At 71.7% G+C, this 23,110-nt stretch carries 19 protein-coding genes, 1 tRNA gene and 1 riboswitch; of the genes, 14 read left to right on the plus strand and 6 right to left on the minus strand.

The annotated features are described in order from the left end of the window. Positions 1-23 precede the first annotated feature (23 nt). From ACSURM_RS21840 to ACSURM_RS21885, 10 genes are all read left to right on the plus strand, one after another. Positions 24-1,046, plus strand: a complete 1,023-nt coding sequence (locus ACSURM_RS21840; RefSeq protein ID WP_436957260.1) for a nucleoside triphosphate pyrophosphohydrolase — start codon at positions 24-26, stop codon at positions 1,044-1,046. A gap of 322 nt (positions 1,047-1,368) precedes the next feature. Further along, the gene (locus tag ACSURM_RS21845; protein ID WP_436957261.1) at positions 1,369-2,709 is read left to right on the plus strand and encodes a cytochrome P450 family protein; all 1,341 of its coding nucleotides are present in this window, start codon (positions 1,369-1,371) and stop codon (positions 2,707-2,709) included. Positions 2,710-2,877: 168 nt separating this feature from the next. After that, the gene (locus tag ACSURM_RS21850) at positions 2,878-4,029 is read left to right on the plus strand and encodes a transglycosylase family protein (protein ID WP_436957262.1); all 1,152 of its coding nucleotides are present in this window, start codon (positions 2,878-2,880) and stop codon (positions 4,027-4,029) included. Between the two features lie 183 nt (positions 4,030-4,212). Beyond that, positions 4,213-4,387, plus strand: a riboswitch (cyclic di-AMP (ydaO/yuaA leader). 5 nt (positions 4,388-4,392) lie between these two features. Continuing rightward, positions 4,393-5,130, plus strand: coding sequence for a transglycosylase family protein (locus tag ACSURM_RS21855; protein ID WP_436957264.1), 738 nt, complete (start codon positions 4,393-4,395; stop codon positions 5,128-5,130). A gap of 475 nt (positions 5,131-5,605) precedes the next feature. Continuing rightward, positions 5,606-6,886 (plus strand): phosphopyruvate hydratase, encoded by a 1,281-nt coding sequence (gene eno / locus ACSURM_RS21860; protein WP_436957265.1) that lies wholly within the window; start codon positions 5,606-5,608, stop codon positions 6,884-6,886. 106 nt (positions 6,887-6,992) lie between these two features. Continuing rightward, entirely contained in the window at positions 6,993-7,469 is a 477-nt protein-coding gene (locus ACSURM_RS21865; protein ID WP_436957267.1) for an FtsB family cell division protein, read from the plus strand. Positions 7,470-7,497: 28 nt separating this feature from the next. Then, positions 7,498-8,034, plus strand: coding sequence for a DUF501 domain-containing protein (locus ACSURM_RS21870; protein WP_289967018.1), 537 nt, complete (start codon positions 7,498-7,500; stop codon positions 8,032-8,034). Continuing rightward, positions 8,031-8,972, plus strand: a complete 942-nt coding sequence (locus ACSURM_RS21875; protein ID WP_436957269.1) for a Ppx/GppA phosphatase family protein — start codon at positions 8,031-8,033, stop codon at positions 8,970-8,972. The genes ACSURM_RS21870 and ACSURM_RS21875 overlap by 4 nt, the downstream gene beginning before the upstream one ends. A gap of 444 nt (positions 8,973-9,416) precedes the next feature. After that, a complete protein-coding gene (locus tag ACSURM_RS21880) occupies positions 9,417-10,796 on the plus strand; it encodes an NAD(P)/FAD-dependent oxidoreductase (protein ID WP_436957271.1) in 1,380 nt (459 codons plus the stop codon). Between the two features lie 219 nt (positions 10,797-11,015). Beyond that, positions 11,016-12,308, plus strand: a complete 1,293-nt coding sequence (locus ACSURM_RS21885) for a class I SAM-dependent methyltransferase (RefSeq protein ID WP_436957272.1) — start codon at positions 11,016-11,018, stop codon at positions 12,306-12,308. An 80-nt stretch (positions 12,309-12,388) separates the two neighbouring features. Here the strand turns inward: ACSURM_RS21885 and ACSURM_RS21890 are convergent, their stop codons facing one another. Both ACSURM_RS21890 and ACSURM_RS21895 read right to left on the minus strand, forming a co-directional pair. Beyond that, positions 12,389-14,917, minus strand: a complete 2,529-nt coding sequence (locus ACSURM_RS21890; RefSeq protein ID WP_436957273.1) for an ABC transporter permease — start codon at positions 14,915-14,917, stop codon at positions 12,389-12,391. Further along, complete coding sequence (locus ACSURM_RS21895) at positions 14,917-15,687, minus strand: ABC transporter ATP-binding protein (protein WP_189752092.1); 771 nt, start codon at positions 15,685-15,687, stop codon at positions 14,917-14,919. The genes ACSURM_RS21890 and ACSURM_RS21895 overlap by 1 nt, the downstream gene beginning before the upstream one ends. Positions 15,688-16,100: 413 nt before the next feature. Between ACSURM_RS21895 and ACSURM_RS21900 the strand changes: the two genes are divergently transcribed. From ACSURM_RS21900 to ACSURM_RS21910, 3 genes are all read left to right on the plus strand, one after another. Further along, a tRNA-Leu gene (locus tag ACSURM_RS21900) sits at positions 16,101-16,184 on the plus strand. A gap of 263 nt (positions 16,185-16,447) precedes the next feature. Further along, entirely contained in the window at positions 16,448-17,623 is a 1,176-nt protein-coding gene (locus ACSURM_RS21905; protein ID WP_436957275.1) for a 4-hydroxybenzoate 3-monooxygenase, read from the plus strand. A 148-nt stretch (positions 17,624-17,771) separates the two neighbouring features. Further along, positions 17,772-18,629 (plus strand): Bax inhibitor-1/YccA family protein, encoded by an 858-nt coding sequence (locus ACSURM_RS21910; RefSeq protein WP_436957276.1) that lies wholly within the window; start codon positions 17,772-17,774, stop codon positions 18,627-18,629. A gap of 57 nt (positions 18,630-18,686) precedes the next feature. Here ACSURM_RS21910 and ACSURM_RS21915 read toward each other — a convergent pair whose 3' ends face one another. Beyond that, positions 18,687-18,917: a DUF4287 domain-containing protein gene (locus ACSURM_RS21915; RefSeq protein WP_436957278.1), complete on the minus strand. Its 231-nt coding sequence runs from the start codon at positions 18,915-18,917 to the stop codon at positions 18,687-18,689. A 99-nt stretch (positions 18,918-19,016) separates the two neighbouring features. Between ACSURM_RS21915 and ACSURM_RS21920 the strand changes: the two genes are divergently transcribed. Beyond that, positions 19,017-19,328: a hypothetical protein gene (locus ACSURM_RS21920; protein ID WP_436957280.1), complete on the plus strand. Its 312-nt coding sequence runs from the start codon at positions 19,017-19,019 to the stop codon at positions 19,326-19,328. 123 nt (positions 19,329-19,451) lie between these two features. On the opposite strand, the gene ACSURM_RS21925 is transcribed toward ACSURM_RS21920, so the two are convergent. From ACSURM_RS21925 to ACSURM_RS21935, 3 genes are all read right to left on the minus strand, one after another. Further along, a complete protein-coding gene (locus ACSURM_RS21925) occupies positions 19,452-20,237 on the minus strand; it encodes a hypothetical protein (protein WP_436961161.1) in 786 nt (261 codons plus the stop codon). Between the two features lie 298 nt (positions 20,238-20,535). Continuing rightward, complete coding sequence (locus tag ACSURM_RS21930; protein WP_436957281.1) at positions 20,536-21,756, minus strand: acetyl-CoA C-acetyltransferase; 1,221 nt, start codon at positions 21,754-21,756, stop codon at positions 20,536-20,538. Between the two features lie 337 nt (positions 21,757-22,093). Continuing rightward, on the minus strand, positions 22,094-23,110 hold the full coding sequence (locus ACSURM_RS21935; RefSeq protein ID WP_436957283.1) for an SGNH/GDSL hydrolase family protein: 1,017 nt from the start codon (positions 23,108-23,110) through the stop codon (positions 22,094-22,096).

Raw genomic sequence — 23,110 nt, forward strand, 5'->3', positions numbered from 1 at the left:
GCGTCGTGGGTTACGTTCGGACCGTGAACGAATCCAGCGCCGAAGCCCGCCCCGAACCCAGCCCCGCCCCCGGCCGTGTCGTCCTGCTGACCACCAGCCACCGCGTCGCCCCCGGCCTGCTGTCCTGGCCCGCCTGGCAGGCCCTGCGCACCGCCGACACCGTGCTGTGCGCGGACGGCGCGCACCCGCAGCTGCCGTATCTGCGCGAGGCCGGGATAGCGGTCACGCAGGCGTCCCCCACCGCAGGGGAACTGGTCGACGCCTGTGCCGGCGGGCGGACGGTGGTGGTCGTGGCGACCGGCGAGGGGGAACCGGCGCTCACCGACGGCCTCGCCCGGCTGGCCGGCTCCGGCCGGGTCGCCATGCCGGAGCTGGAGCTGCTCCCCGCCTCCTACGACCTGCCCGGCGCCCGCCTGCTGGACCTGGTGCAGGTCATGGACCGCATCCGCGCCGAGTGCCCCTGGTCCTCCCGGCAGACCCACGAGGGCCTGGCCAAGTACGGCATCGAGGAGGCGTACGAACTGGTCGAGGCGATCGAGGCCGGCGACCGCGAGGAGCTGCGCGAGGAACTGGGCGATGTCCTCCTCCAGGTCGTCTTCCACTCCCGGATAGCCGAGGAGGACCCGGACGCGCCGTTCTCCGTGGACGACGTGGCCGGCGGCATCGTCGCCAAGCTGATCCACCGCCACCCGCACGTCTTCGGCGACGAGCGGGCGGAGACCCCGGAGGACGTCAAGGAGCACTGGCTGCGCACCAAGGCCGAGGAGAAGCGGCGCACCTCGATAACCGAGGGCGTCCCGCTCGGCCAGCCCGGCCTGGCCCTGGCCGCCAAGCTCGCGTCCCGTGTCCGCACGGCGGGCCTGGAGGTGCCCCTGCCCCGCGGCGAGGGCATCGGGTACGAGCTGCTGGCGCTGGCCGTCGCCGCCGAGGCGGACGGCGTCGACCCGGAGGCGGCGCTGCGGGCGGCGGCCCGGGTGTACCGGGACGCGATCAAGGACAGCGAGGCGGCGCGCGCGGCGGGCGACGAAAAGGAGGACGAGGCGTAGCCGGTCCGCCCTCCGGCACCCGGGTCTCCCACCTGGCACCGCCCGGCCACCGGCCTGGCCCGCCGCCGAACGGGGCCGCTGCCCGGGTCACCGGCCTGGGCCGTTGCCCCGCCGCCCGGCCGCTGGACTGGGCCGCCGCCCCGCCGCCCCGCCGCCCGGCCACCGGACTGCCCCGCTGTCCGGCTACCCGGTCGTCGGCCTGGCCCGCTGTCCGGCCGCCCGGCCGCCGAACTGGGCCGCCGCCCCGCCCCCGGACTGGGCCCTCGCCCCGCCGCCCGAAGGCGCCCGGCGAGGCACCCGCCCCGCCGGATACCGTCGAAGAGTGACCGACCAGCACCACCCCGCCCAGCCGGCCCCCGCCCACGAGGCGGCCTCTGCCGACGAGCCGGCCCCCGCCCACCAGCAGGCGCCCGCCCAGCCGGCCCCCGCCCTCTTCACGTGGGAGTTCGCCGCCGACCCCTACCCCGCCTACGCCTGGCTGCGCGAGCACGCCCCCGTGCATCGGACGCGGCTGCCGAGCGGGGTCGAGGCATGGCTGGTCACCCGGTACGCCGATGCCCGGCAGGCCCTGGCCGACCAGCGGCTGAGCAAGAACCCGGCCCACCACGACGAGCCCGCGCACGCCAAGGGCAAGACCGGCATCCCCGGCGAGCGCAAGGCCGAGCTGATGACGCACCTGCTGAACATCGACCCGCCGGACCACACCCGGCTGCGCAGGCTGGTCAGCAAGGCGTTCACCCCGCGCCGGGTCGCCGAGTTCGCCCCCCGGGTGCAGGAGCTGACCGACCAGCTCATCGACCGGTTCGCGAAGACCGGCTCCGCCGACCTCATCCACGAGTTCGCCTTCCCGCTGCCCATCTACGCCATCTGCGACCTGCTCGGCGTCCCGCGCGAGGACCAGGACGACTTCCGGGACTGGGCGGGCATGATGATCCGGCACGGGGGAGGACCGAGGGGAGGGGTCGCGCGGTCCGTGAAGAAGATGCGCGGCTATCTCGCCGAGCTGATCCACAAGAAGCGCGAGGCGCTGTCCGCCACGCCCGCGCCCGGCGAGGACCTGATCTCCGGCCTGATCCGCGCCTCCGACCACGGCGAGCACCTCACCGAGAACGAGGCCGCCGCGATGGCCTTCATCCTGCTGTTCGCCGGCTTCGAGACGACCGTCAACCTCATCGGCAACGGCACCTACGCCCTGCTCACCCACCCCGGCCAGCGCACCCGGTTCCAGGACTCCCTGACCCGCGGCGAACGGGACCTGCTGGAGACGGGCGTCGAGGAACTCCTGCGCTACGACGGTCCGGTGGAGCTGGCCACCTGGCGGTTCGCCACCGAGCCGCTGACCATCGGCGGGCAGGACATAGCGCCGGGCGACCCGGTGCTCGTCGTCCTCGCCGCCGCCGACCGGGACCCGGAGCGGTTCGCCGACCCGGACGTGCTGGACCTCGGCCGCCGCGACAACCAGCACCTCGGGTACGGCCACGGCATCCACTACTGCCTGGGCGCCCCGCTCGCCCGGCTGGAGGGCCAGACCGCGCTGGCCACCCTGTTCACCCGCCTGCCCGACCTGCGGCTCGCCGCCGATCCGGCCGACCTGCGCTGGCGCGGCGGGCTCATCATGCGGGGCCTGCGCACGCTGCCGGTGGAGTTCACACCGCCCGCCTGAACACAGTCCCTCCAGACAAAGGTGACACTTTCTCAACTCTGTGATCTTCACGTGATCTGTGCGGCATGAACTTGTGACAAGTGATCGTCTGCCGATACGTTCACCCATCAGCGCGGCGAGCGGCTCCAACCGCCGCGCCGGTCCTGCTGTCGCTCGAAAGGCTTCTGCATGCTCTCCGGGAACGGTCGACACCGTCGCCCCCGCCAGGCTCCGGCCCTCCTCGTCGCGGCCGGAGTGACCGGCTCCGCCATCGCCATCCCGCTCCTCGGCGCGGCGAGCGCCAACGCGGCCGACGGCACCACGTGGGACAAGGTGGCCGAGTGCGAGAGCGGCGGCTCCTGGAGCGCGGACAACGGGACCGGGTACTACGGCGGCCTGCAGATCTCGCAGGACGACTGGGACAAGTACGGCGGCGGCCGGTACGCGGCCAGCCCCGACCAGGCCAGCCGCCAGCAGCAGATCGCCGTCGCCGAGAAGATCCTGGCTGACCGGGGCACCGCCCCCTGGGCCACCTGCGCCCTGCTCTCCGGCCTGACGCGGAACTCGGGGTCCATGGACGTCGACACGGGCGTCGGCGACTCCGGCGGCACCGGCGGTTCGACGGACGCGTCCGGATCGGCCGGCGACTCCGGTACGTCCAAGGCTCCCGGAACCTCCGACCCGTCCGACCGGCCGGACGCGTCGCCTACCACGGGCTCTACGGGTTCCACGGACTCCACCGGCTCCACCGCCGACCCGGGGTCCGGCCACTCCTCCGACCCGACCGGCACGCCGCCCACCAAGCAGGACAAGGGCGACAAGGCCGACAAGGGTGACAAGGGCGCGGGCAAGGCCACTGGTGAAGATGCGGGCAAGGCGGCGGGCGAGGGCGCGGGCGAGACCCCCGGGTCCGCCGGGACCGGCACCACCGGGCCGGACACGTCCCCCACGCCCGGCACCGGCCACCCCCAGTACCCCGGCGGCTCCCCGACGGCCACCCCGGACGCCGGGACCGTGGACAACCCGCAGCAGGCGGCCGGGTCTTGGAGCCTGGTCGACACCGGCGCCGTCGGCACCGGCGGACGCCACCGGGGCCCGAGCGCGGACGAAACCCTGACAAACGGTCAGAACGACACCTCCTCCGGCCGTCACGCCTCCCGCGAACCGGACACCTACACAGTCCGCCAGGGCGACTCGCTGTCCTCCATCGCCGACTCCCTTGACGTCGACGGCGGGTGGCACGCGCTGTACGCCGGCAACAAGAAGGCCATCGGTGCCGACCCGAACCACATCACCGCCGGTCAGACCCTGAATGTTCAGGGCGAAACGGACGCGGAGTAGCGGGACTTGGCGCCCCGCTTACCGCCTGAATGTCCGGTTTGGCGAAAGTGTGGGATGAGTCTCAGAAGCCCTGATCGTCTTTGAAATTCCGGCGATCACCTGCCTACGGTCGAGGCCGCTCGTCACCGCGAGCCCCGGCTTCCGCCACGCCGAATCCTGCCGGCGGTCGCCCGGGAACAGTCGTCGCGTCAAGCGCCGTAGGCAGGAGCGGGGGACCCAAGGTAAGTGCCGGGCCCAGCAGTTGAGGCTGGGACCGGCTGGGGGTGAAGCCGCGTCACGCGAAAGCGTCGTACGCGGCCGGGCAACTCAACCGGCCCGAACCCGACAGCTCACCTCGCAGGCGTCGGTGAGGGGAATCGATCCATGCTGTTTTCCGGCAAGGGCAAGCACCGTCGTCCGTCCAAGGCCGTTCGCGCCGTCACGCTCGCCGGTGTCACCGGCGCCGCCGTCGCCGCCCCGCTGATGGCGGCCGGCAACGCCTCCGCCGCCACCGCCTCCCAGTGGGACGCGGTCGCCCAGTGCGAGTCCGGCGGCAACTGGTCCATCAACACCGGCAACGGCTACTACGGCGGTCTGCAGTTCTCCGCCTCCACCTGGGCCGCGTACGGCGGCACGCAGTACGCCGCCACCGCCGACCAGGCCGGCAAGGCGCAGCAGATCGCCGTCGCCGAGAAGGTCCTCGCCTCCCAGGGCAAGGGCGCCTGGCCGGTCTGCGGCACGGGTCTGTCGAGTACCCCGTACAACGGCTCCGCCCCGGCGCCGTCCGCCCCGTCCACCCAGGACTCGGGCACCTCCACCCGCTCCGCCGACCAGCAGGCCGCCTCCCGCTCCGCGGAGCGCCTGGCCGCCTCCACGAGCAAGAGCACGAGCACGAGCGCGGGCAAGAGCACCGGCGGCGCGAGCAAGACCGTCACCACCCCGACCGGCAAGAAGGTCAAGAAGGGTGACGGCGAGTACAAGGTCGTCGAGGGCGACACGCTCAGCACCATCGCCGCGGAGCACAAGGTCGCGGGCGGCTGGCAGAAGCTGTTCGAGCTGAACAAGGACATCGTCCAGGACGCCGACCTCATCTACCCGGGCCAGCAGCTCCACCTGAAGTAAGCCCCCCCCCGGGGGGACCCCACGGCCCGCACATCCCGGCGGGCCCCGGGTTCCCTCCCGGGCCCCGTACGACCCCAAGGCCCCCGGGCCCCGTACGACCAAGCCCCCGGGCCTCGTACGCAAGGCCCCCGGGCCTCGTACATCCACGGCCCCCAAGGCCCGTACACCCCCCGGGCCCCCAGCCCGCACAACCAGGCGGCCCCCCAAGGCCCGTGCGGGTCACCCCCGTCCCCCAAGGGCTCCCCGCCCCGGCGCGTGTTCCCCCGTACGCGCCGGGGCGGGGTTTTCCGTGTCCGGCCCGGCGCCTCCGGTCCGGAATTGACCCGACCCCTTTGTTTCGCGCAGAAACAAAAGGTACCGTCGCCCTGTCCACGGGGCGGTCGGTCGACAGCCGAGCGGCCCGGGACGGTTAGGCTCTAGTCGCAAGGCACACCAGCCCCGCACTTCCAGCGTCACATCCAAGAAGGAGATGCTCGTGCCGTCCATCGACGTCGTCGTAGCCCGGGAAATCCTGGACTCCCGAGGCAACCCCACGGTCGAGGTCGAGGTCGGCCTCGACGACGGCAGCACGGGTCGTGCCGCCGTGCCGTCCGGCGCCTCGACCGGCGCCTTCGAGGCCATCGAGCTGCGCGACGGTGACCCGAACCGCTACCAGGGCAAGGGCGTCGAGAAGGCCGTCCTCGCCGTCATCGAGCAGATCGGCCCCGAGCTGGTCGGCTACGACGCCACCGAGCAGCGGCTGATCGACCAGGCCATGTTCGACCTGGACGCCACCGACAACAAGGGCTCCCTCGGCGCCAACGCCATCCTCGGCGTCTCGCTCGCCGTCGCCCACGCCGCCTCCGAGGCCAGCGACCTGCCGCTCTTCCGCTACCTGGGCGGCCCGAACGCGCACCTGCTGCCGGTGCCGATGATGAACATCCTGAACGGCGGCTCGCACGCCGACTCCAACGTGGACATCCAGGAGTTCATGATCGCCCCGATCGGCGCGGAGTCCTTCTCCGAGGCCCTGCGCTGGGGCACCGAGGTCTACCACACCCTGAAGAAGGTCCTGAAGAACAAGGGCCTGTCCACCGGCCTCGGCGACGAGGGCGGCTTCGCCCCGAACCTCGGCTCCAACCGTGAGGCCCTCGACCTCATCCTGGAGGCGATCAAGGAGGCCGGCTACACCCCCGGCGAGCAGATCGCCCTGGCGCTCGACGTCGCCGCGTCCGAGTTCTACAAGGACGGTTCGTACCTCTTCGAGGGCAAGAACCGCACCGCCGCCGAGATGACCGAGTACTACGCCGAGCTGGTCGCGGCGTACCCGCTGGTCTCCATCGAGGACCCGCTCTTCGAGGACGACTGGGAGGGCTGGAAGACCATCACCGCCAAGCTCGGCGACAAGGTGCAGCTGGTCGGCGACGACCTGTTCGTCACCAACCCGGAGCGCCTGGCCAAGGGCATCGAGGAGGGCGCCGCCAACGCCCTGCTGGTCAAGGTCAACCAGATCGGCTCGCTCACCGAGACCCTGGACGCCGTCGAGCTGGCCCAGCGCAACGGCTTCAAGTGCATGATGTCCCACCGCTCCGGCGAGACCGAGGACGTCACCATCGCCGACCTGGCCGTCGCCACCAACTGCGGCCAGATCAAGACCGGCGCCCCGGCCCGCTCCGAGCGCGTCGCCAAGTACAACCAGCTGCTGCGCATCGAGGAGATCCTCGACGACGCCGCGGTGTACGCCGGCCGCAGCGCCTTCCCGCGCTTCAAGGGCTGAGCCCGACCCAACCTGGGCTAAGTCCTAGCCAGTCGTACGTACGTCCCCGTACCCGGTCCCGTACCGTGTCCGGGGACGTACGCGCGTGTGACGGGAGGCGGGGAAGATGGGCGTGAAGGACCGTGACCGGTTCTCCACCGCGACCAGGATCAGGCTGCTCGGCGAGCAGACCGCGGCCCGCGTCTACCGTTCGCAGACCAAACGGCAGGCCCGCCGCTCCCGGCTCACCGGGCGGGCGGCGCTGCTCGCGCTGGTGCTGTGCACGATGATCGTCGCCCTCGCCTACCCGATGCGGCAGTACGTCTCCCAGCGCGCGGAGATCGCCGATCTCCAGCGCGAGCAGCGGCAGGCCCGCGAGCGGGTGGAGCGGCTGCGGGACCTCAAGGCGCGCTGGCAGGACGACGCCTACGCCGAGCAGCAGATCCGCCGCCGGCTGCACTACGTACGGCCCGGCGAGACCGGGTACGTGGTCGTCGACCCCGGCGCGGCCAAGCAGTCCCGCGCCGACCTCGGGGCCGCCGGCCGGCCCTGGTACGCGAACGTCTGGGACGGCGTCGACAAGTCCGATGCCTCCGATCAGTGAACCGACAGAAAGTCTCCGACAGCCAGTCATGGAAACCCCTCCGCCGCCCACTCCGCGCACCGAGCCCACCGACGCGGACGTAGAGGCCTTCAAGCAGCAGCTGGGCCGCCCGCCGCGGGGCCTTCGGGCCATCGCGCACCGTTGCCCGTGCGGTCAGCCGGACGTCGTGGAGACGGCGCCGCGTCTGCCCGACGGCACGCCCTTCCCGACGCTGTACTACCTGACGTGCCCGAAGGCGTCCTCCGCCATCGGCACGCTGGAGGCGAACGGCGTGATGAAGGAGATGACCGAGCGGCTCCAGAGCGACCCCGAGCTGGCCGCCGCCTACCGGGCCGCGCACGAGGACTACATCCGGCGCCGGGACGAGATCGAGGTCCTCCAGGGCTTCCCGAGCGCGGGCGGCATGCCCGACCGGGTGAAGTGCCTGCACGTCCTCGTCGCCCACTCGCTGGCCGCGGGGCCGGGCGTGAACCCGCTCGGCGACGAGGCCCTGGCGATGCTGCCGGAGTGGTGGCGCAAGGGCGCGTGCGTGACGGCCGGCACCCCCGAGGAGGACGCGAAGTGACCCGTGTGGCCGCCGTCGACTGCGGCACGAACTCCATCCGGCTGCTGGTCGCCGACGCCGATCCGGCGACGGGGGAACTGACCGAGCTGGACCGCCGGATGACGATCGTGCGGCTCGGCCAGGACGTCGACCGCACCGGCCGGCTCGCCCCGGAGGCGCTGGAGCGCACCTTCGCCGCCTGCCGCGAGTACGCCGGGGTCATCAAGGAGCACGGTGCCGAGCGGGTCCGCTTCGTCGCCACCTCCGCCTCCCGGGACGCCGAGAACCGCGAGGACTTCACGCGCGGCGTGCTGGACATCCTCGGGGTGGAGCCGGAGGTCATCAGCGGCGACCAGGAGGCCGAGTTCTCCTTCACCGGCGCCACGAAGGAACTCACCGGGCGCACCGACCTCGCCCGGCCGTACCTGGTGGTGGACATCGGCGGCGGCTCCACCGAGTTCGTCGTCGGCGACGACCACGTGCGCGCCGCGCGGTCGGTGGACATCGGCTGCGTGCGCATGACCGAGCGGCACCTGGTGCACGACGGCAAGGTCTCCGACCCGCCCACCGGGGAGCAGATCGCCGCCATAAGGGCCGATGTGGAGGCCGCCCTGGACCTGGCCGGGCGGACGGTCCCGCTGCGCGAGGCGCGCACCCTGGTGGGGCTGGCCGGCTCCGTCACCACGGTGTCGGCGATCGCCCAGGAACTGCCCGCGTACGACTCCGCGCGCATCCACCACTCCCGGATCTCTAAGGGCCGCGTCCGGGAGATCACCGAGTGGCTGCTGCGCTCCACGCACGCCGAGCGCGCCGCCGTCCCGTCCATGCACCCCGGCCGGGTCGATGTCATCGGGGCGGGCGCCCTCGTCCTGCTCGCGATCATGGAACGCACCGGCGCCGAGGAGGTCGTGGTGAGCGAGCACGACATCCTGGACGGCATCGCGTGGTCGGTGGCGTAGGTCTCTTTTGTTACTCGTCGGTAGCCGACCGCTGAGCAGGTTGGATAACGTTTGAGCGGTCCGGAGGGCCCCCTCGGGGGCCCTTCGCCGTACGCGCGCGGAAAACTTCGTGAAGTTCTTCACAAGGAATTCGGTCCCGGGGGTCCCCCGAATGGGGCCGGTTGGCCCTTCCGGGGCATCAAAGACCGTTTGAACATGTTCAGATGAAGGGCGCGAACGGGCCCTGGAGGAGGTTGTCCCGGAGGCTTCACGGCACTCTCACGACCACCCCGCGACTCCGGAGAGGCTGCTCACGCGGCCTTGACAACGGGGCGAACCGCCGCGCGGTTCCCGCCGGGCCGCATGACCTCGGTCACGCGGGTCGCGGAGTTTAACACAGGGCCTGTCGGTTCTTGTGAAGGGGCGCACGAGCGACCCCCCTGGGGCGGGTGGATACTCGATGGCATGAGCACCACGGAGCGTCCCAGGATCCTCGTAGTAGGCGGTGGGTACGTAGGCCTGTACGCAGCTCGGCGCATCCTCAAGAAGATGCGCTACGGCGAGGCGACCGTCACGGTCGTCGACCCCCGGTCGTACATGACCTACCAGCCCTTCCTCCCCGAAGCCGCCGCCGGCAGCATCTCCCCTCGCCACGTCGTCGTCCCGCTGCGACGCGTGCTGCCGAAGGCGGAGGTCCTCACCGGCCGGGTCACCACCATCGACCAGGACCGCAAGGTCGCCACGATCGCCCCGCTGGTGGGCGAGGCGTACGAGCTGCCCTTCGACTACCTGGTCATCGCCATGGGCGCGGTCTCCCGCACCTTCCCGATCCCCGGCCTCGCCGAACAGGGCATCGGCATGAAGGGCATCGAGGAGTCCATCGGCCTGCGCAACCACGTTCTGGAGCAGCTGGACAAGGCCGACTCCACGACCGACGAGGAGATCCGCCGCAAGGCGCTCACCTTCGTCTTCATCGGCGGCGGCTTCGCGGGCGCGGAGACCATCGGCGAGGTCGAGGACATGGCCCGGGACGCGGCCAAGTACTACAAGAACGTGTCCCGCGAGGACATGCGTTTCATCCTCGTCGACGCCGCCGACAAGATCCTGCCCGAGGTCGGCCCCAAGCTCGGCCAGTACGGCAAGGAGCACCTGGAGAGCCGGGGCGTGGAGATCTACCTCTCCACCTCGATGGACTCCTGCGTCGACGGCCACGTGGTGCTGAAGAACGGCCTCGAGGTCGACGCCAACACGATCGTGTGGACGGCCGGCGTCAAGCCGAACCCGGCCCTCGCCCGCTTCGGCCTGCCCCTCGGTCCGCGCGGCCACGTCGACTGCGAGCCCACGCTCCAGGTCAAGGGCACGGACTACATCTGGGCCGCCGGTGACAACGCACAGGTCCCGGACCTCGTCGGCCGCAAGGCGGGCAACGAGAACGCCTGGTGCCCGCCGAACGCCCAGCACGCGCTGCGCCAGGCCAAGGTCCTCGGCGACAACGTGGTCTCCGGCATGCGGGGCTTCCCGCAGAAGGAGTACGAGCACGCCAACAAGGGCGCGGTCGCCGGCCTCGGCCTGCACAAGGGCGTGGCGATGATCGTCATGGGCAAGATGAAGATCAAGCTCAAGGGCCGTCTCGCCTGGTACATGCACCGCGGCTACCACGGTATGGCGATGCCGACCTGGAACCGCAAGATCCGGATCTTCGCCGACTGGACGCTGGGCATGTTCCTCAAGCGTGAGGTCGTCTCCCTGGGCGCCATGGAGAACCCGCGCGAGGAGTTCTACGAGGCCGCCAAGCCGGCCCCGGTCGCCGCCGCCAAGCCGGAGGAGAAGGCCAAGGCCTCCTGACCTCCCGGTCACTCGTCCGATCCCGAAGGGGCCGCCTGCCATCCGTGGTGCGGGCGGCCCCTTCGGGCTGTCCGGAACCGATCGCCCCCCGGGCGGGAAGCGGCCGGCGCATACCCGCTTTTTACCCGGCCGCAACACGGCGCGGGGACTACGGCCGGGGGCCGCGTGTGTTTACGTGGTGTTGGCATTCCGGGATCGTCCGTCACGGAGGTGTGCGTCATGGCCGACGCCGCACAGCGGCTGAGGAGTCTTGCCGAGCAGGTACTGGGGGCCCCGCTCCCGGTGCGGCTGAGGGCCTGGGACGGATCGCAGGCCGGCCCGCCGGACGCGCCGGCCCTCGTGGTGCGCAACCGCCGCGCCCTGCGCCGGATGCTCTTCAAACCCGGTGAACTGGGCCTCGCCCGCGCCTGGGTCTCCGGTGACCTGGACGTCGAGGGCGACCTGTACACCGCGCTGGACGCGATGGCCGGCCTGATCTGGGAGCGCGGCGAGGACGCCCGCACCCTGCGCCAGGCCGTGCGCGACCCCGCCGTCCGGGCCGCCGTCCGCGACCTGCTGAAACTGGCCGGCCCGCCGATCCCGCCCACCCCGCCGCGCGAGGAGATGCGCAGACCCCGCCGGCACCTGCACACCCGCCGCACCGACAAGCGGGCCATCAGCCACCACTACGACGTCGGCAACGACTTCTACGAGATCGTCCTCGGCCCCTCCATGGTGTACTCCTGCGCCTACTGGGAGGAGGACGGCACCCTGGAGACCGCCCAGCGCGACAAGCTCGAACTGATCTGCGCCAAGCTGGGCCTGAAGGAGGGTCAGCGGCTGCTCGACGTCGGCTGCGGCTGGGGCTCCATGGCCATCCACGCGGCCCGCGAGCACGGGGTGAGCGTCGTCGGGGTCACCCTGTCGCAGGAACAGGCCGCCTACGCCCGCAAGCGCGTCGCCGACGCCGGGCTGACCGACCGGGTGGAGATCAGGGTCCAGGACTACCGGGACGTCGTGGACGGCCCCTACGACGCGATCTCCTCCATCGGCATGGCCGAACACGTCGGCGCCGAACGCTACCTGGAGTACGCCCGCCAGCTGTACGCCCTGCTCAAGCCCGGCGGCCGGCTGCTCAACCACCAGATCGCCCGCCGCCCGCAGCGGGACGAGTCGGCGTACGAGGTGGACGAGTTTATCGACGCCTACGTCTTCCCCGACGGCGAACTCGCCCCCGTCGGCACCACCGTCACCCAGCTGGAGCGGGCCGGGTTCGAGGTGCGGGACGTGGAGTCCATCCGCGAGCACTACGCCCGCACCCTGCGCCGCTGGGTGGCCAACCTGGAGGACGACTGGGACCGCGCGGTCGGGCTCACCGGCCCGGGCCGGGCCCGGGTGTGGCGGCTGTACATGGCCGCCTCCGCACTCGCCTTCGAACGCAACCGGATCGGTGTCAACCAGGTCCTCGCGATCCGCACCCCCGTCTCCGGCGCCTCCGGGCTCGCCCTGCGGCCCCGCACCTGGCACGGCTGACCGGTACGCACGGAACTGTCTGTACGCACGGCGAGGGGGCCCCTGCTTGAGGGGCCCCCTCCACTTCGTGCGTGCGACCGCTACTCGGCCTTGATGGCCGCGAGCATGTTCAGCCGGGCCGCGCGGCGGGCCGGCCACAGCGCGGCCAGGACGCCGATCAGGCCCGCCAGCAGCAGGAAGACCGCCATCCGGCCCCAGGGCAGGATCAGTTCGTACGTCGGTATCTTCGTGGCGAGCAGTTCGCCGGCCGCCCAGCCGAAGAACACGCCCAGGCCGAGGCCGAGCACGCCGCCGAACAGGGAGATCACCAGGGACTCCAGACGGACCATCCGCTTGACCGCCCGGCGGTCCAGGCCGATCGCACGGAGCATGCCGATCTCCTGCGCGCGCTCGAAGACGGACATGGCCAGCGTGTTGACGACACCCAGCACGGCGACGATCACCGCCATGCCGAGCAGGCCGTAGACCATGTTCAGCACCTGCGTGAACACGTTCCCGATCTCGTGGGAGATGTCCTGCTTGTCCTGGATCTTGATCGCCGGGTTGGTGCCGAGGGTCTTCACCAGCGCGTCCTTGGCCGCGTCGGACGCGCCGTCCGCCATCTTGACCATGACCTGCATGTCGGCGGGGTCGCTCAGGTGCGGGGTGAGGACCTTGTTGTCGAGGATGATCCCGTTGATCATGTCGTTGCCCTCGTAGACCCCGGCGACGGTCAGCCGGCGGGCCGCGCCGTCCTCGAAGTGCGCGGTGAGCCGCGAACCGGGCTTCCAGCCGTGCTCCTTGGCCCGGTCCTGGTCCACGACGATCCGCGTGCCGTCCACCGCGAAGGAGCCGTCGGTCACCTTCAGGTCGGTCAGCTTGCCGATGGCCGCGCCGTCGACGCCGGTCAGCCACTCGGTGCCGCCGTCGATACGGGACTCGGCGTTGCGCAGCGGGCTGCTGGTGGTGACCCCGTCGGCGGTGGCGAGCTTCTTCGCCACGTCGGGGGAGAGCGGGCCGCGGTTGGCCATCGAGACGACGTAGTCGGCCCGGATCGCCGAGCTGGCCAGCCGGTCGATGGAGGTCTGGAGGCTGCCCGCCATCACCGTCATGCCGGTGATCAGGGTCAGGCCGATCATCAGCGCGGAGGCGGTGGCCGCGGTACGGCGCGGGTTGCGCACCGAGTTCTGGCGGGCCAGCTTGCCCGACACCCCGAAGGCGCGCAGCACCGGAGCGGCGGCGGCGATCAGCGGGCGGGACAGCAGCGGGGTCAGCACGAACACACCGATGATCAGCAGGACCGCGCCGATGCCCATCGGGCCCTGGGCGGAGTCGGCGCTCATGCCGGTGGCCATGAGGACCACCGCGATCCCGGCGGCCGCGAACAGCGAGCCGAGCGTGTTGCGCAGGACCAGGGACTTGGTGGTGGCCTTGGCGTGCAGGCTGCTCATCGCCGCCACCGGCGGGATCTTCGCGGCCCGGCGGGCGGGCAGCCAGGCGGCGAGCACGGTGATGAGGATGCCGACGGCGAGGGCGGCGACCACCGTGCCGGGGCTGATCACCAGCGGTCCGTTGGGCACGCTCTCGCCCATGGAGCCCAGCAGGGAGCGCAGACCGGCGCCGATGCCGACACCGGCGGCCAGACCGGCCACGCCGGCGACCGTGCCGACCGCGAGTGCCTCGACGAGCACCGAGCGGGTGACCTGGCGGCGGGAGGCGCCGACCGCCCGCAGCAGGGCCAGCTCGCGGGTGCGCTGGGCGACCAGCATGGTGAAGGTGTTGGCGATGATGAAGGTGCCGACGAACAGGGCGATGCCCGCGAACACCAGCAGGCTCTGCTTCAGGCCGCTCATCGAGTCGGCGATCGCCACCGCCTGGTCGTCGGCGAGCTGCTCGCCGGTGGTGGTCTCCACCAGCTTGGCGGGCAGGGCCTTGTCCAGCGCGGCCTTGAGCGCCTGCTGGCTGGTTCCGGCCGCCGCCTGGACGTCGATCTCGTCGTACGTGCCCTTCTTGCCGAACAGGGACTGCGCGGTCGGCGTGTCGAACAGGGTGAGGCTGCCGCCGGCGGCCACGTTGCCGTCGTCGGTGGTGAAGATGCCGCTGACGGTGGGGGTGAGGACCGGGCCGTCGACGGACAGGCGCACGGTGTCGCCGACCTTGAAGCCGGACCGCTCGGCCGTCGCGGAGTCGATCAGCACCTCGCCCTTGCCGTGCGGGGCGCGACCGCTGACCAGGGGGTAGCGGGGGTCCTTGACGCCCCAGTAGTTGCCGCCGGCCGACTGCCAGTCGCCGCCGACGAGTTCGCCGTCCTTGCCGGCGACGGCGGTGAAGCCGGTGACGACACCGGTGGCGGAGGCGGCCCCGGGGACCTTGGCGGCCTTGTCCAGCAGGGCCTGGGTCAGCTCGGCGTCCTTGCCGACCCGATCGCCCTTGGAATCCTGGTACTTGGGGTGTACGGCGACGTCGACCTGGTCGAAGCCCTTGGCGAAGCTCTTCTGGTAGGCGTCGGAGAGGGTGTTGGTGAAGACCAGCGTGCCGGAGACGAACGCCACGCCGAGCATGACGGCGAGCACGGTCATCAACAGCCGGGCCTTGTGCGCGAGGACGTTGCGCAGGGCGGTGCGGAACATCAGCTGGTACGGCCCTTCGCGTCGAACTGCTTCATCGTGTCGAGGACGGACTCGGCCGTGGGGCCGTACATCTCGTCGACGATCCGGCCGTCGGCCAGGAAGATCACCCGGTCCGCGTAGGCGGCGGCCACCGGGTCGTGGGTCACCATGACCACCGTCTGGCCCAGCTCGCGCACGGAGTTGCGCAGGAAGCCGAGGACCTCGGCGCCGGAGCGCGAGTCCAGGTTGCCGGTGGGCTCGTCGCCGAAGATGATCTCGGGCTTGGAGGCGAGGGCGCGGGCCACGGCGACGCGCTGCTGCTGGCCGCCGGACAGCTGGGAGGGCCGGTGGCCCAGGCGCCCGGACAGGCCCACCATCTGGATGACCTGATCCAGCCACGCCTTGTCCGGCTTCCGCCCGGCGATGTCCATCGGGAGGGTGATGTTCTCCAGCGCGGTCAGCGTCGGCAGCAGGTTGAACGCCTGGAAGATGAAGCCGATCTTGTCCCGGCGCAACTTGGTGAGCTGCTTGTCCTTCAGGGAGCCCAGCTCGGTGTCGCCTATCCGCACGGACCCGGAGGAGAAGGTGTCCAGACCGGCCACGCAGTGCATCAGCGTGGACTTGCCGGAGCCGGACGGGCCCATGATGGCGGTGAACTCGGCGGCCCGGAAGTCGACGGAGACCCGGTCCAGGGCGACCACCCGGGTCTCACCCTGCCCGTAGATCTTCGACAGCTCCATGGCGCGCGCGGCTACGGCGGTGGTCCGGCCGGCGGTGGGTGTGGTGGTCACGGGACGGTGCTCCTGTCGGGACGACGTGTTTCCTGGGGACCGTTCCATCGTCCCGGCGCGGTGCGCCCCCGGAGTCAGTCGCTGTTCCGGTTCCGGGGGGCGACTGGGGTCGGACGCGGGCCCGCCGTGTCATACCTGGGGAGGACGGCCGACCCTGAGAGGCACGGGGCGCTCCGGCGGCTGTCCGGGATCTCGTTAACCGGTGGACCGGTCTTGTTCGAGCGGTGAAATTCCGTCATTTCGCGTACACGGGCACCACTCTCGCGGCACGCTATTGGCAAGTGCGGATGGCCAGTTCCGTCCGCTGATGCCCACTCAGACGTCAATAAAATAAGACAACATCGGTGCACCCATCCGCTGTTCGGGGGAGGGGCCCCGATAGGCTCGGACCCTCGATGCGGAGCCCCTGGCAAGCCCGGATGGTGGAATGCAGACACGGCGAGCTTAAACCTCGCTGCCCCTTCGCGGGCGTGCCGGTTCGAGTCCGGCTCCGGGCACTTTCCGCCTCTTGGCGCGTTTTGTACGTTTACGACCCCAGTACAAGGACGCTCCGTCGGCTCCGGCCGCTTCCCGCAGCCCCCTCCTCCTCTCCCGACGCCCTCCCGCGACCGCTGTCACCGCGTCGCCGGACGTCGGCGTCCCCCTGATCCCGCGATCCGGAACCGACCATTGACAGTCCGGGTCCGTGGGGCCGAGACTCGCGGGCAAATGGTGAAGGAAAGTTCACCTGGCGAACAGCGTGGAGAGAAGGGGACGGTCGATGCGTACCACCGTGGGGATCATCGGGGCGGGGCCGGCCGGGCTGTTGCTCGCGCGGCTGCTGCGTCGCGCCGGGATCGAGTCGGTCGTCCTGGAGAGCCGCGACCGTGCCTACGTCGAGCGGCGGCAGCGCGCCGGGATCCTGGAGCAGGGCACGGTCGACGTACTGCGCGCCGCCGGGGCCGGGGAGCGACTGGACCGGGAGGGGCTGCGGCACGACGGGATCGAGCTGCGGTTCGACCGGCGCCGCCACCGCGTCGACTTCCCCGCGCTCACCGGCGGGCGGTCCGTGACCGTCTACGCCCAGACCGAGGTCTGCAAGGACCTCATCGCGCTCCAGATGGAGGAGGGCGGGCCGCTGCTGTTCGAGGCCGAGGCCCTGACGGTGGAGGGCGCTGAGACCGACCGGCCGCGGATTCCGTTCCGGCACCAGGGGCGCGAGGACGTGCTGGAGTGCGAGTACGTCGTCGGCTGCGACGGGTTCTGGGGCGTGGCCCGCAACGCCTTCCCGGCCGAGGTCTCCCGGGTGTTCGAGCGGTCGTACCCGTACGCCTGGCTCGGCATCCTCGCCGACGTCGCCCCCTCGCACGACGAGCTCGTCTACGCCCGGCACGAGCGCGGCTTCGCCCTGCTGTCCATGCGGTCCCCGGCCGTCTCCCGGCTCTACCTCCAGGTCCCCGCGGGAACGGACGCCGGGCAGTGGGGCGACGAGGAGATCTGGGACGAGCTGGAACGGCGGCTGGAGACGGACGACGACTGGAAGCTGGAGCGCGGCCCCATCACCCAGAAGTCGGTGACCCCCATGCGCTCCTTCGTGCACGAGCCGATGCGGCACGGCCGGCTCTTCCTCGCCGGCGACGCCGCCCACATCGTGCCGCCGACCGGCGCCAAGGGCCTGAACCTCGCCGTCGGCGACGTCGTCACCCTCGCCCGGGCCCTCGCCCACGAGCGGGAGACCGGCTCCCCCGAACTCCTCGACGCCTACTCGGCGACCTGCCTGCGCCGCGTCTGGCAGGCCGAACGGTTCTCCTACGACATGACGACCCTGCTGCACCGCGCCCCGGACGCCACCCCCTTCGACGCCCGGCTCCAGCTCGCCCGGCTGGACCGGATCGCCTCCTCCCGCGCGGCCGAGACCGACCTCGCCGAGGCGTACACCGGGTTCCCCCTCGGTTAGCCCCGCCTCCATGGCCGGGAATCGGGAGTCCGCGTAGCGTGTTGCGCACTATGCAAGGGGAAGGATCCTCCTCAAGTATCATGGTCGGTCCTTTGCCAATCCATTACTCTTGAGCCAAGACTGCAGTCGGCAGTCATGGAGGAGTGAAATGAGGAGCAGCAACCCGGTCTTCTCGCGACGGGGCTTCAGCCGCGACAACGGCTACGCCGGCTTCAACACCGCACCGCAGGCCGGGTCCGCACAGGGCAACCCGTACGCGCAGAACCCGTACGCGCAGAATCCCTACGCCCAGAACCCGTACGCGCAGGCGGACGTCCAGGCCCCGGTCACCACCGGCCGGATGACCATGGACGACGTCGTCGTCCGCTCGGCCCTCACGCTCGGCACGGTCGCCGTCGGCGCCGTCCTCGCCTGGGCGCTGCTGCCGGTCTCCGGCACCAGCTACGGCCTGGCCGTCGGCTCCGCGCTGATCGCGTTCGTCCTGGCCATGGTCCAGAGCTTCAAGCGCACGCCCTCGCCCGCGCTGATCCTCGGCTACGCCGCCTTCGAAGGCGTCTTCCTCGGCGTCTTCAGCGAGATGTTCAACAGCCGCTGGAGCGGCGCCCCGTTCCAGGCGGTGCTCGGCACCATGGCGGTCTCGGGCGCCACCTTGCTGATCTACAAGGCCGGCTGGATCCGCGTCACCGCCCGCTACGCCCGCATCGGCCTGTCCATCGCGATCGCCTTCATGGCGGTCATGGCGGTCAACCTGCTGCTGGTCGTCTTCGGTGTCGCCGGGGACGGCGGGCTGCGCAGCTTCGGCCCGCTCGGCGCGCTCGTCGGCATCATCGCGATCGTGCTCGGCGCGTTCTTCCTGACGCTGGACTTCAAGCAGATCGAGGACGGCATCGCCTACGGCGCCCCGCGCAGCGAGTCCTGGCTCGCCGCGTTCGGCCTCACCATGACCCTGGTGTGGATCTACGTCGAGATGCTGCGGCTGGTGGCCATCTTCAGCAGTAACGACTAGCGACGGTCGCTGAAGCGGCGAAGTGCCCCGGGTGATCCACCCGGGGCACTTCCGCGTTCAGAGCAGCCTGCGCGCCGCCCTCCTCAAGTCGTACTCGTGCACGATCGCCTTGGCGTGGCCGTACGCCAGGTCGTACTCGTGCCGGAGCCAGCTGACCTTCTCCTCGAAGCGGAACAGAGCCGGGCCTTCTTCTACGGCTAGCAGCCAGTCGGACACTTCACGACCGGTGCAGTGCGGGATGCGGGCGAGCAGATTGCGGTGGGTCTCCTCGGAGAAGACGTGGGACATCGGCGCCTCCGGACACAAAGGGGATGTAAGCCGGTCCTTCACGTCACCGTGCCTGAGCGTTCGCGTATTGGCAACAGTGCGGCACGTTACGCTCGGCGGGTGGTTGATACGACGCCCTTGACCCAAGCAGTGGACCACTTCGCCGACCGGCTGCGGGCCGCACCGCAGAGCCGGCTCCAGCGCGGGGCCGCGGCGGAGGCGCTGGCACTGGCCCGGGAGCTGTCCGGGTGGGCCCAGCGGAAGGAAGCACCCGGCGCGGAGCCCCGCGAGATGCCGGACGCCGGGATGTTCGCCGCCGCCGACCAGATCCTGGTGGCCGCCCATGACCTCGCGGTCGTGCTGGACGGCGACGACCAGGTCGCCGAGGCCGTGCGCCTGGTGGAGGAGGCGCGGCGGCGGGCCGGGGTCTGAGACTCCCGGCCCGCGCGCCTACGGGGTCACGGGTACTACGGGTATCACCGGTACTCGGGTGCTACGGGTACTACGGGCTCTCGGGTGCTACAGGTACTTCGGGTACTCCGGGCCCTCTGGGTACTACAGGGACGCGATCACCCGGTCGGCCAGGACGTACACCATGTCCTCGCCGCACGCGAAGGTCAGGGTGTACGAGCCCGAGACGCCAGAGCCGCCCAGGAGGTACGGCGTCTCGCCCGACTCCAGCGCCGCGGCCAGCCGTTCCGCCGTCTCGCGGTGGCCCGGGGTCATGCACAGCGTGGTGCCGTCGGCGAAGACGTAGACGTCGAGCGTGCCCAGCGGGCCGGGGCGCACATCGGCGAGCCGCACCTGCCCGGCGGCCAGCTCCTCCAGGGCGGCCACCGTGCGCTCGTGGTCGCCCACGGCCGGGGACTGCGCCGGGACGAAGTCCGGGTGCGAGGGGTGCCGGCGGCGGGCGGCGGCCAGCTCCGGGGACTCGGCCCCGGAGAAGTCCTCGGCGTCGGCGGTCGGCTCGGTCACCGGTTCCAGCGGCTCCAGGCCCGCGAAGTCCGCCTGCCGGGGCAGGAACAGATCGCCCTCGGGCAGGCCGAACAGCATCGGCGCGTCGGAGGCGTCCCGGGCCTCCTGGGCGGCCCAGAAGGCCCGCGCCTCGGCCAGCTCCCGCTCCCGTTCCTCCGCGAGCGCCTCCGCCACGGCCGCCCGTATCCGGTCGGCGTCGGCGGCGGAACGGGCACCGGGCAGCAGGGCGCGCGCGGTGGCCGCCTGGTCATCGGCGAGCTGCCGCTGCAACTCGGTGAGCTGGCGGCGCAGCTTCAGGACGGTGCGCAGGACGGCGACACCCACGGCGCCGGTGGCTGCCGTGGTGAGCAGCAGGGCGATCGGCATGGCGCTCACTGACATACTCCCGGTTCAAGGTCGTCCCCCGACTTCCTACATCAGCTTGAAGGGCGGACTAACCAGCTGTCAGTGCGTAACGTCACGAATCGGACAGGACGTACGGCACGCGATTTCGCCGTGTGTCGAGCTGATCGCCGCTGACCTGCGGTGATGCGCCCGGCGAGCGAGATAGGTCACATCCTGGGGGAGATTGGGTCACGGAAAGGCCCAAAACCGTGGTGTTTCCCCGGTTCTGGGCCCTTTCGTGACGTACCGTGCCAGGCCCGCTACGGACCGTGGGGGCGGGTCAGCTGAGGCGCTCGATGACCATCGCCATGCCCTGGCCGCCGCCGACGCACATGGTCTCCAGGCCGAACTGCTTGTCGTGCCACTGGAGCGAGTTGATGAGCGTGCCGGTGATCCGCGCGCCGGTCATGCCGAAGGGGTGGCCGACGGCGATGGCGCCGCCGTTGACGTTCAGCTTGTCGAGGTCGATGCCCAGGTCCCGGTAGGAGGGGATCACCTGGGCGGCGAACGCCTCGTTGATCTCGACCAGGTCGATGTCGTCGATGGTCAGGCCCGCGCGCTTCAGCGCCTGCCTGCTGGCTTCGACCGGGCCGAGGCCCATGATCTCGGGCGAGAGGCCGGAGACGCCGGTGGAGACGATCCGGGCGAGCGGGGTCAGGCCCAGCTCGCGCGCCTTGGTGTCGGACATGATGACGAGCGCGGCGGCGCCGTCGTTGAGCGGGCAGCAGTTGCCGGCGGTGACGAGCCCGTCGGGGCGGAAGACCGGCTTCAGGCCGGCCACGCCCTCCAGGGTGACGCCGGCGCGCGGGCCGTCGTCCTTGCTGACCACCGTGCCGTCGGGGAGGGTCACCGGGGTGATCTCGCGCTCCCAGAAGCCGTTCTTGATGGCCTGCTCGGCGAGGTTCTGGGAGCGGACGCCGAACTCGTCCATCTCCTGGCGGGTGACGCCCTTCCAGCGGGCGAGGTTCTCGGCGGTCTGGCCCATCGCGATGTACGGGTCGGGCAGCAGGCCATCCTCGCGCGGGTCGTGCCAGGTCGAGCCCTCCTGCCGGGCGACGGCCTCGGTGCGGGCCTCGGCCTCGGCGAACAGCGGGTTGTGCGTGTCCGGCATGCCGTCGGAGCTGCCCTTGGCGTAGCGGGAGACCATCTCGACGCCGGCCGAGATGAAGACGTCGCCCTCGCCGGCCTTGATGGCGTGCAGCGCCATGCGGGAGGTCTGCAGGGAGGAGGAGCAGTAGCGGGTGATCGTGCAGCCCGGCAGGTGGTCCATGCCCATCTGCACGGCGACGACGCGGCCGAGGTTGTGGCCCTGTTCGCCGCCGGGGAGGCCGCAGCCGAGCATCAGGTCGTCGATGTCCTTGGGGTCGAGCTCGGGGATCTTGTCGAGCGCGGCCTGGATGATCGTGGCGGTGAGGTCGTCCGGGCGCAGGTCCTTCAGGGAGCCCTTGTTCGCGCGGCCGATGGGGGAGCGGGCGGTCGAGACGATGACGGCTTCGGGCATCACGGCTCCAGGGGAAGGAGGTTGGGCAGGGCCGGTTGGGAAGTTACCCGGCCGTATGGTCCAGGTCACCGGTGTCGCGGTGTGACACTGACCGCAGTTTTCTAAGCGCTTGCTTTCCTCGGGTGGCGCGGGGAAGGGCGGACCCCGCGGGAAGGGCGGGGCCGGGTGCCCCGGGAAGGGCAGGTCCGGGTGCCCGGGAAGGGCCAGGCCGGGCCCCCACGAACGGCAGGACCCGGCACCCGGGAAAGGGCAGGACCCGGTACCCGCGAACGGCAGGACCCGGTACCCGGGAAAGGGCAGGGTCGGGTGCCCCGGCAACGGCAGGGCCGGGACCCGCTCACACCGACGGAGTCGCCGGCTCGGCTTCCGGAACGCGCCGGCGGCGCCTGCGTTTGAGCAGCGCCCACGGTCCCCGCGGCCCCGCCGGCATCGCCGCCGTGACCTCCGTCCCCGCCTCCGCCGCCGCCTCGGCCGCGGCACGGGCGACGGGCAGGAAACCCTCGCGGCGCGACGCGTCCGGCCGCTCCTCCTCCGGCCACAGCCCCAGTGCCGCGCACACCGTCGGCAGGACGGCCATCGCCGCCGTGGCGTACCCCTCGGCCGACGGGTGGTAGTTGTCCGGCCCGAACAACTCCCGCGGATTCGCCTCGAACTCCGGGCCGAGCAGATCCCCCAGCGACACCGTGCGCCCGCCCTGCGCCACCACCCCGATCGTCTGGGCCGCCGCGAGCTGCCGGGACGCCCGCCGGGCCAGCCACCGCAGCGGCTGCTGCACCGGCTCGATCGTGCCGAGGTCCGGACAGGTGCCGACCACCACCTCCGCGCCGGCCGTGCGCAGCCGCCGTACCGCCGTCGACAGGTGCCGTACCGACTGGGCCGGCGGCATCCGGTGGGTCACGTCGTTCGCGCCGATCATGATCACGCACACGTCGGGGACGGGCCCGGGGGCGGACAGCAGCAGCCCCGTCTGACGCTCCAGGTCGTCCGACCGCGCGCCGGTGACCGCCACGTTGCGCAGTTCCACCGGGCGCTCTGCCACCGCCGCCAGCCCCGAGGCCAGCAGCGCCCCCGGCGTCTGGCCCGCCCGGTGCACGCCCTGCCCCGCCGCCGTGGAATCGCCGAGCATGGCCAGCCGCAGCGGCGGTTCGCCCGGGATGTCGTACGCGCGCCCGTACACGCCGTCGGCCGACGGCACCCGGTCGCTGAGCCCGTTGCCCAGTTGCCGCCGGGCCAGCCGCACCTCCGCCAGCACCAGGCCGACGACGGCCGCGCCGACCAGACCGGCCCCGCCACCGCCGTACGCCGCCCCGGCCGCGATGCGCCGGGCCACCCGGGCCCTCGACATGCTCGTCAT

This window comes from Streptomyces sp. SudanB182_2057, from assembly GCF_964272715.1.
Classification (GTDB): domain Bacteria; phylum Actinomycetota; class Actinomycetes; order Streptomycetales; family Streptomycetaceae; genus Streptomyces; species Streptomyces rubradiris.

Excerpts from the sequence above, each read along its gene's own strand:
- ACSURM_RS21850 (WP_436957262.1), top strand. The coding sequence starts at position 2,878 with ATGCTCTCCGGGAACGGTCGACACCGTCGCCCCCGCCAGGCTCCGGCC.
- ACSURM_RS21855 (WP_436957264.1), top strand. The coding sequence starts at position 4,393 with ATGCTGTTTTCCGGCAAGGGCAAGCACCGTCGTCCGTCCAAGGCCGTT.
- ACSURM_RS21865 (WP_436957267.1), top strand. The coding sequence starts at position 6,993 with ATGGGCGTGAAGGACCGTGACCGGTTCTCCACCGCGACCAGGATCAGG.
- ACSURM_RS21870 (WP_289967018.1), top strand. The coding sequence starts at position 7,498 with ATGGAAACCCCTCCGCCGCCCACTCCGCGCACCGAGCCCACCGACGCG.
- ACSURM_RS21880 (WP_436957271.1), top strand. The coding sequence starts at position 9,417 with ATGAGCACCACGGAGCGTCCCAGGATCCTCGTAGTAGGCGGTGGGTAC.
- ACSURM_RS21885 (WP_436957272.1), top strand. The coding sequence starts at position 11,016 with ATGGCCGACGCCGCACAGCGGCTGAGGAGTCTTGCCGAGCAGGTACTG.
- ACSURM_RS21890 (WP_436957273.1), bottom strand. The coding sequence starts at position 14,917 with ATGTTCCGCACCGCCCTGCGCAACGTCCTCGCGCACAAGGCCCGGCTG.
- ACSURM_RS21905 (WP_436957275.1), top strand. The coding sequence starts at position 16,448 with ATGCGTACCACCGTGGGGATCATCGGGGCGGGGCCGGCCGGGCTGTTG.
- ACSURM_RS21910 (WP_436957276.1), top strand. The coding sequence starts at position 17,772 with ATGAGGAGCAGCAACCCGGTCTTCTCGCGACGGGGCTTCAGCCGCGAC.
- ACSURM_RS21915 (WP_436957278.1), bottom strand. The coding sequence starts at position 18,917 with ATGTCCCACGTCTTCTCCGAGGAGACCCACCGCAATCTGCTCGCCCGC.
- ACSURM_RS21925 (WP_436961161.1), bottom strand. The coding sequence starts at position 20,237 with ATGCCGATCGCCCTGCTGCTCACCACGGCAGCCACCGGCGCCGTGGGT.
- ACSURM_RS21930 (WP_436957281.1), bottom strand. The coding sequence starts at position 21,756 with ATGCCCGAAGCCGTCATCGTCTCGACCGCCCGCTCCCCCATCGGCCGC.
- ACSURM_RS21935 (WP_436957283.1), bottom strand. The coding sequence starts at position 23,110 with ATGACGAGCATGTCGAGGGCCCGGGTGGCCCGGCGCATCGCGGCCGGG.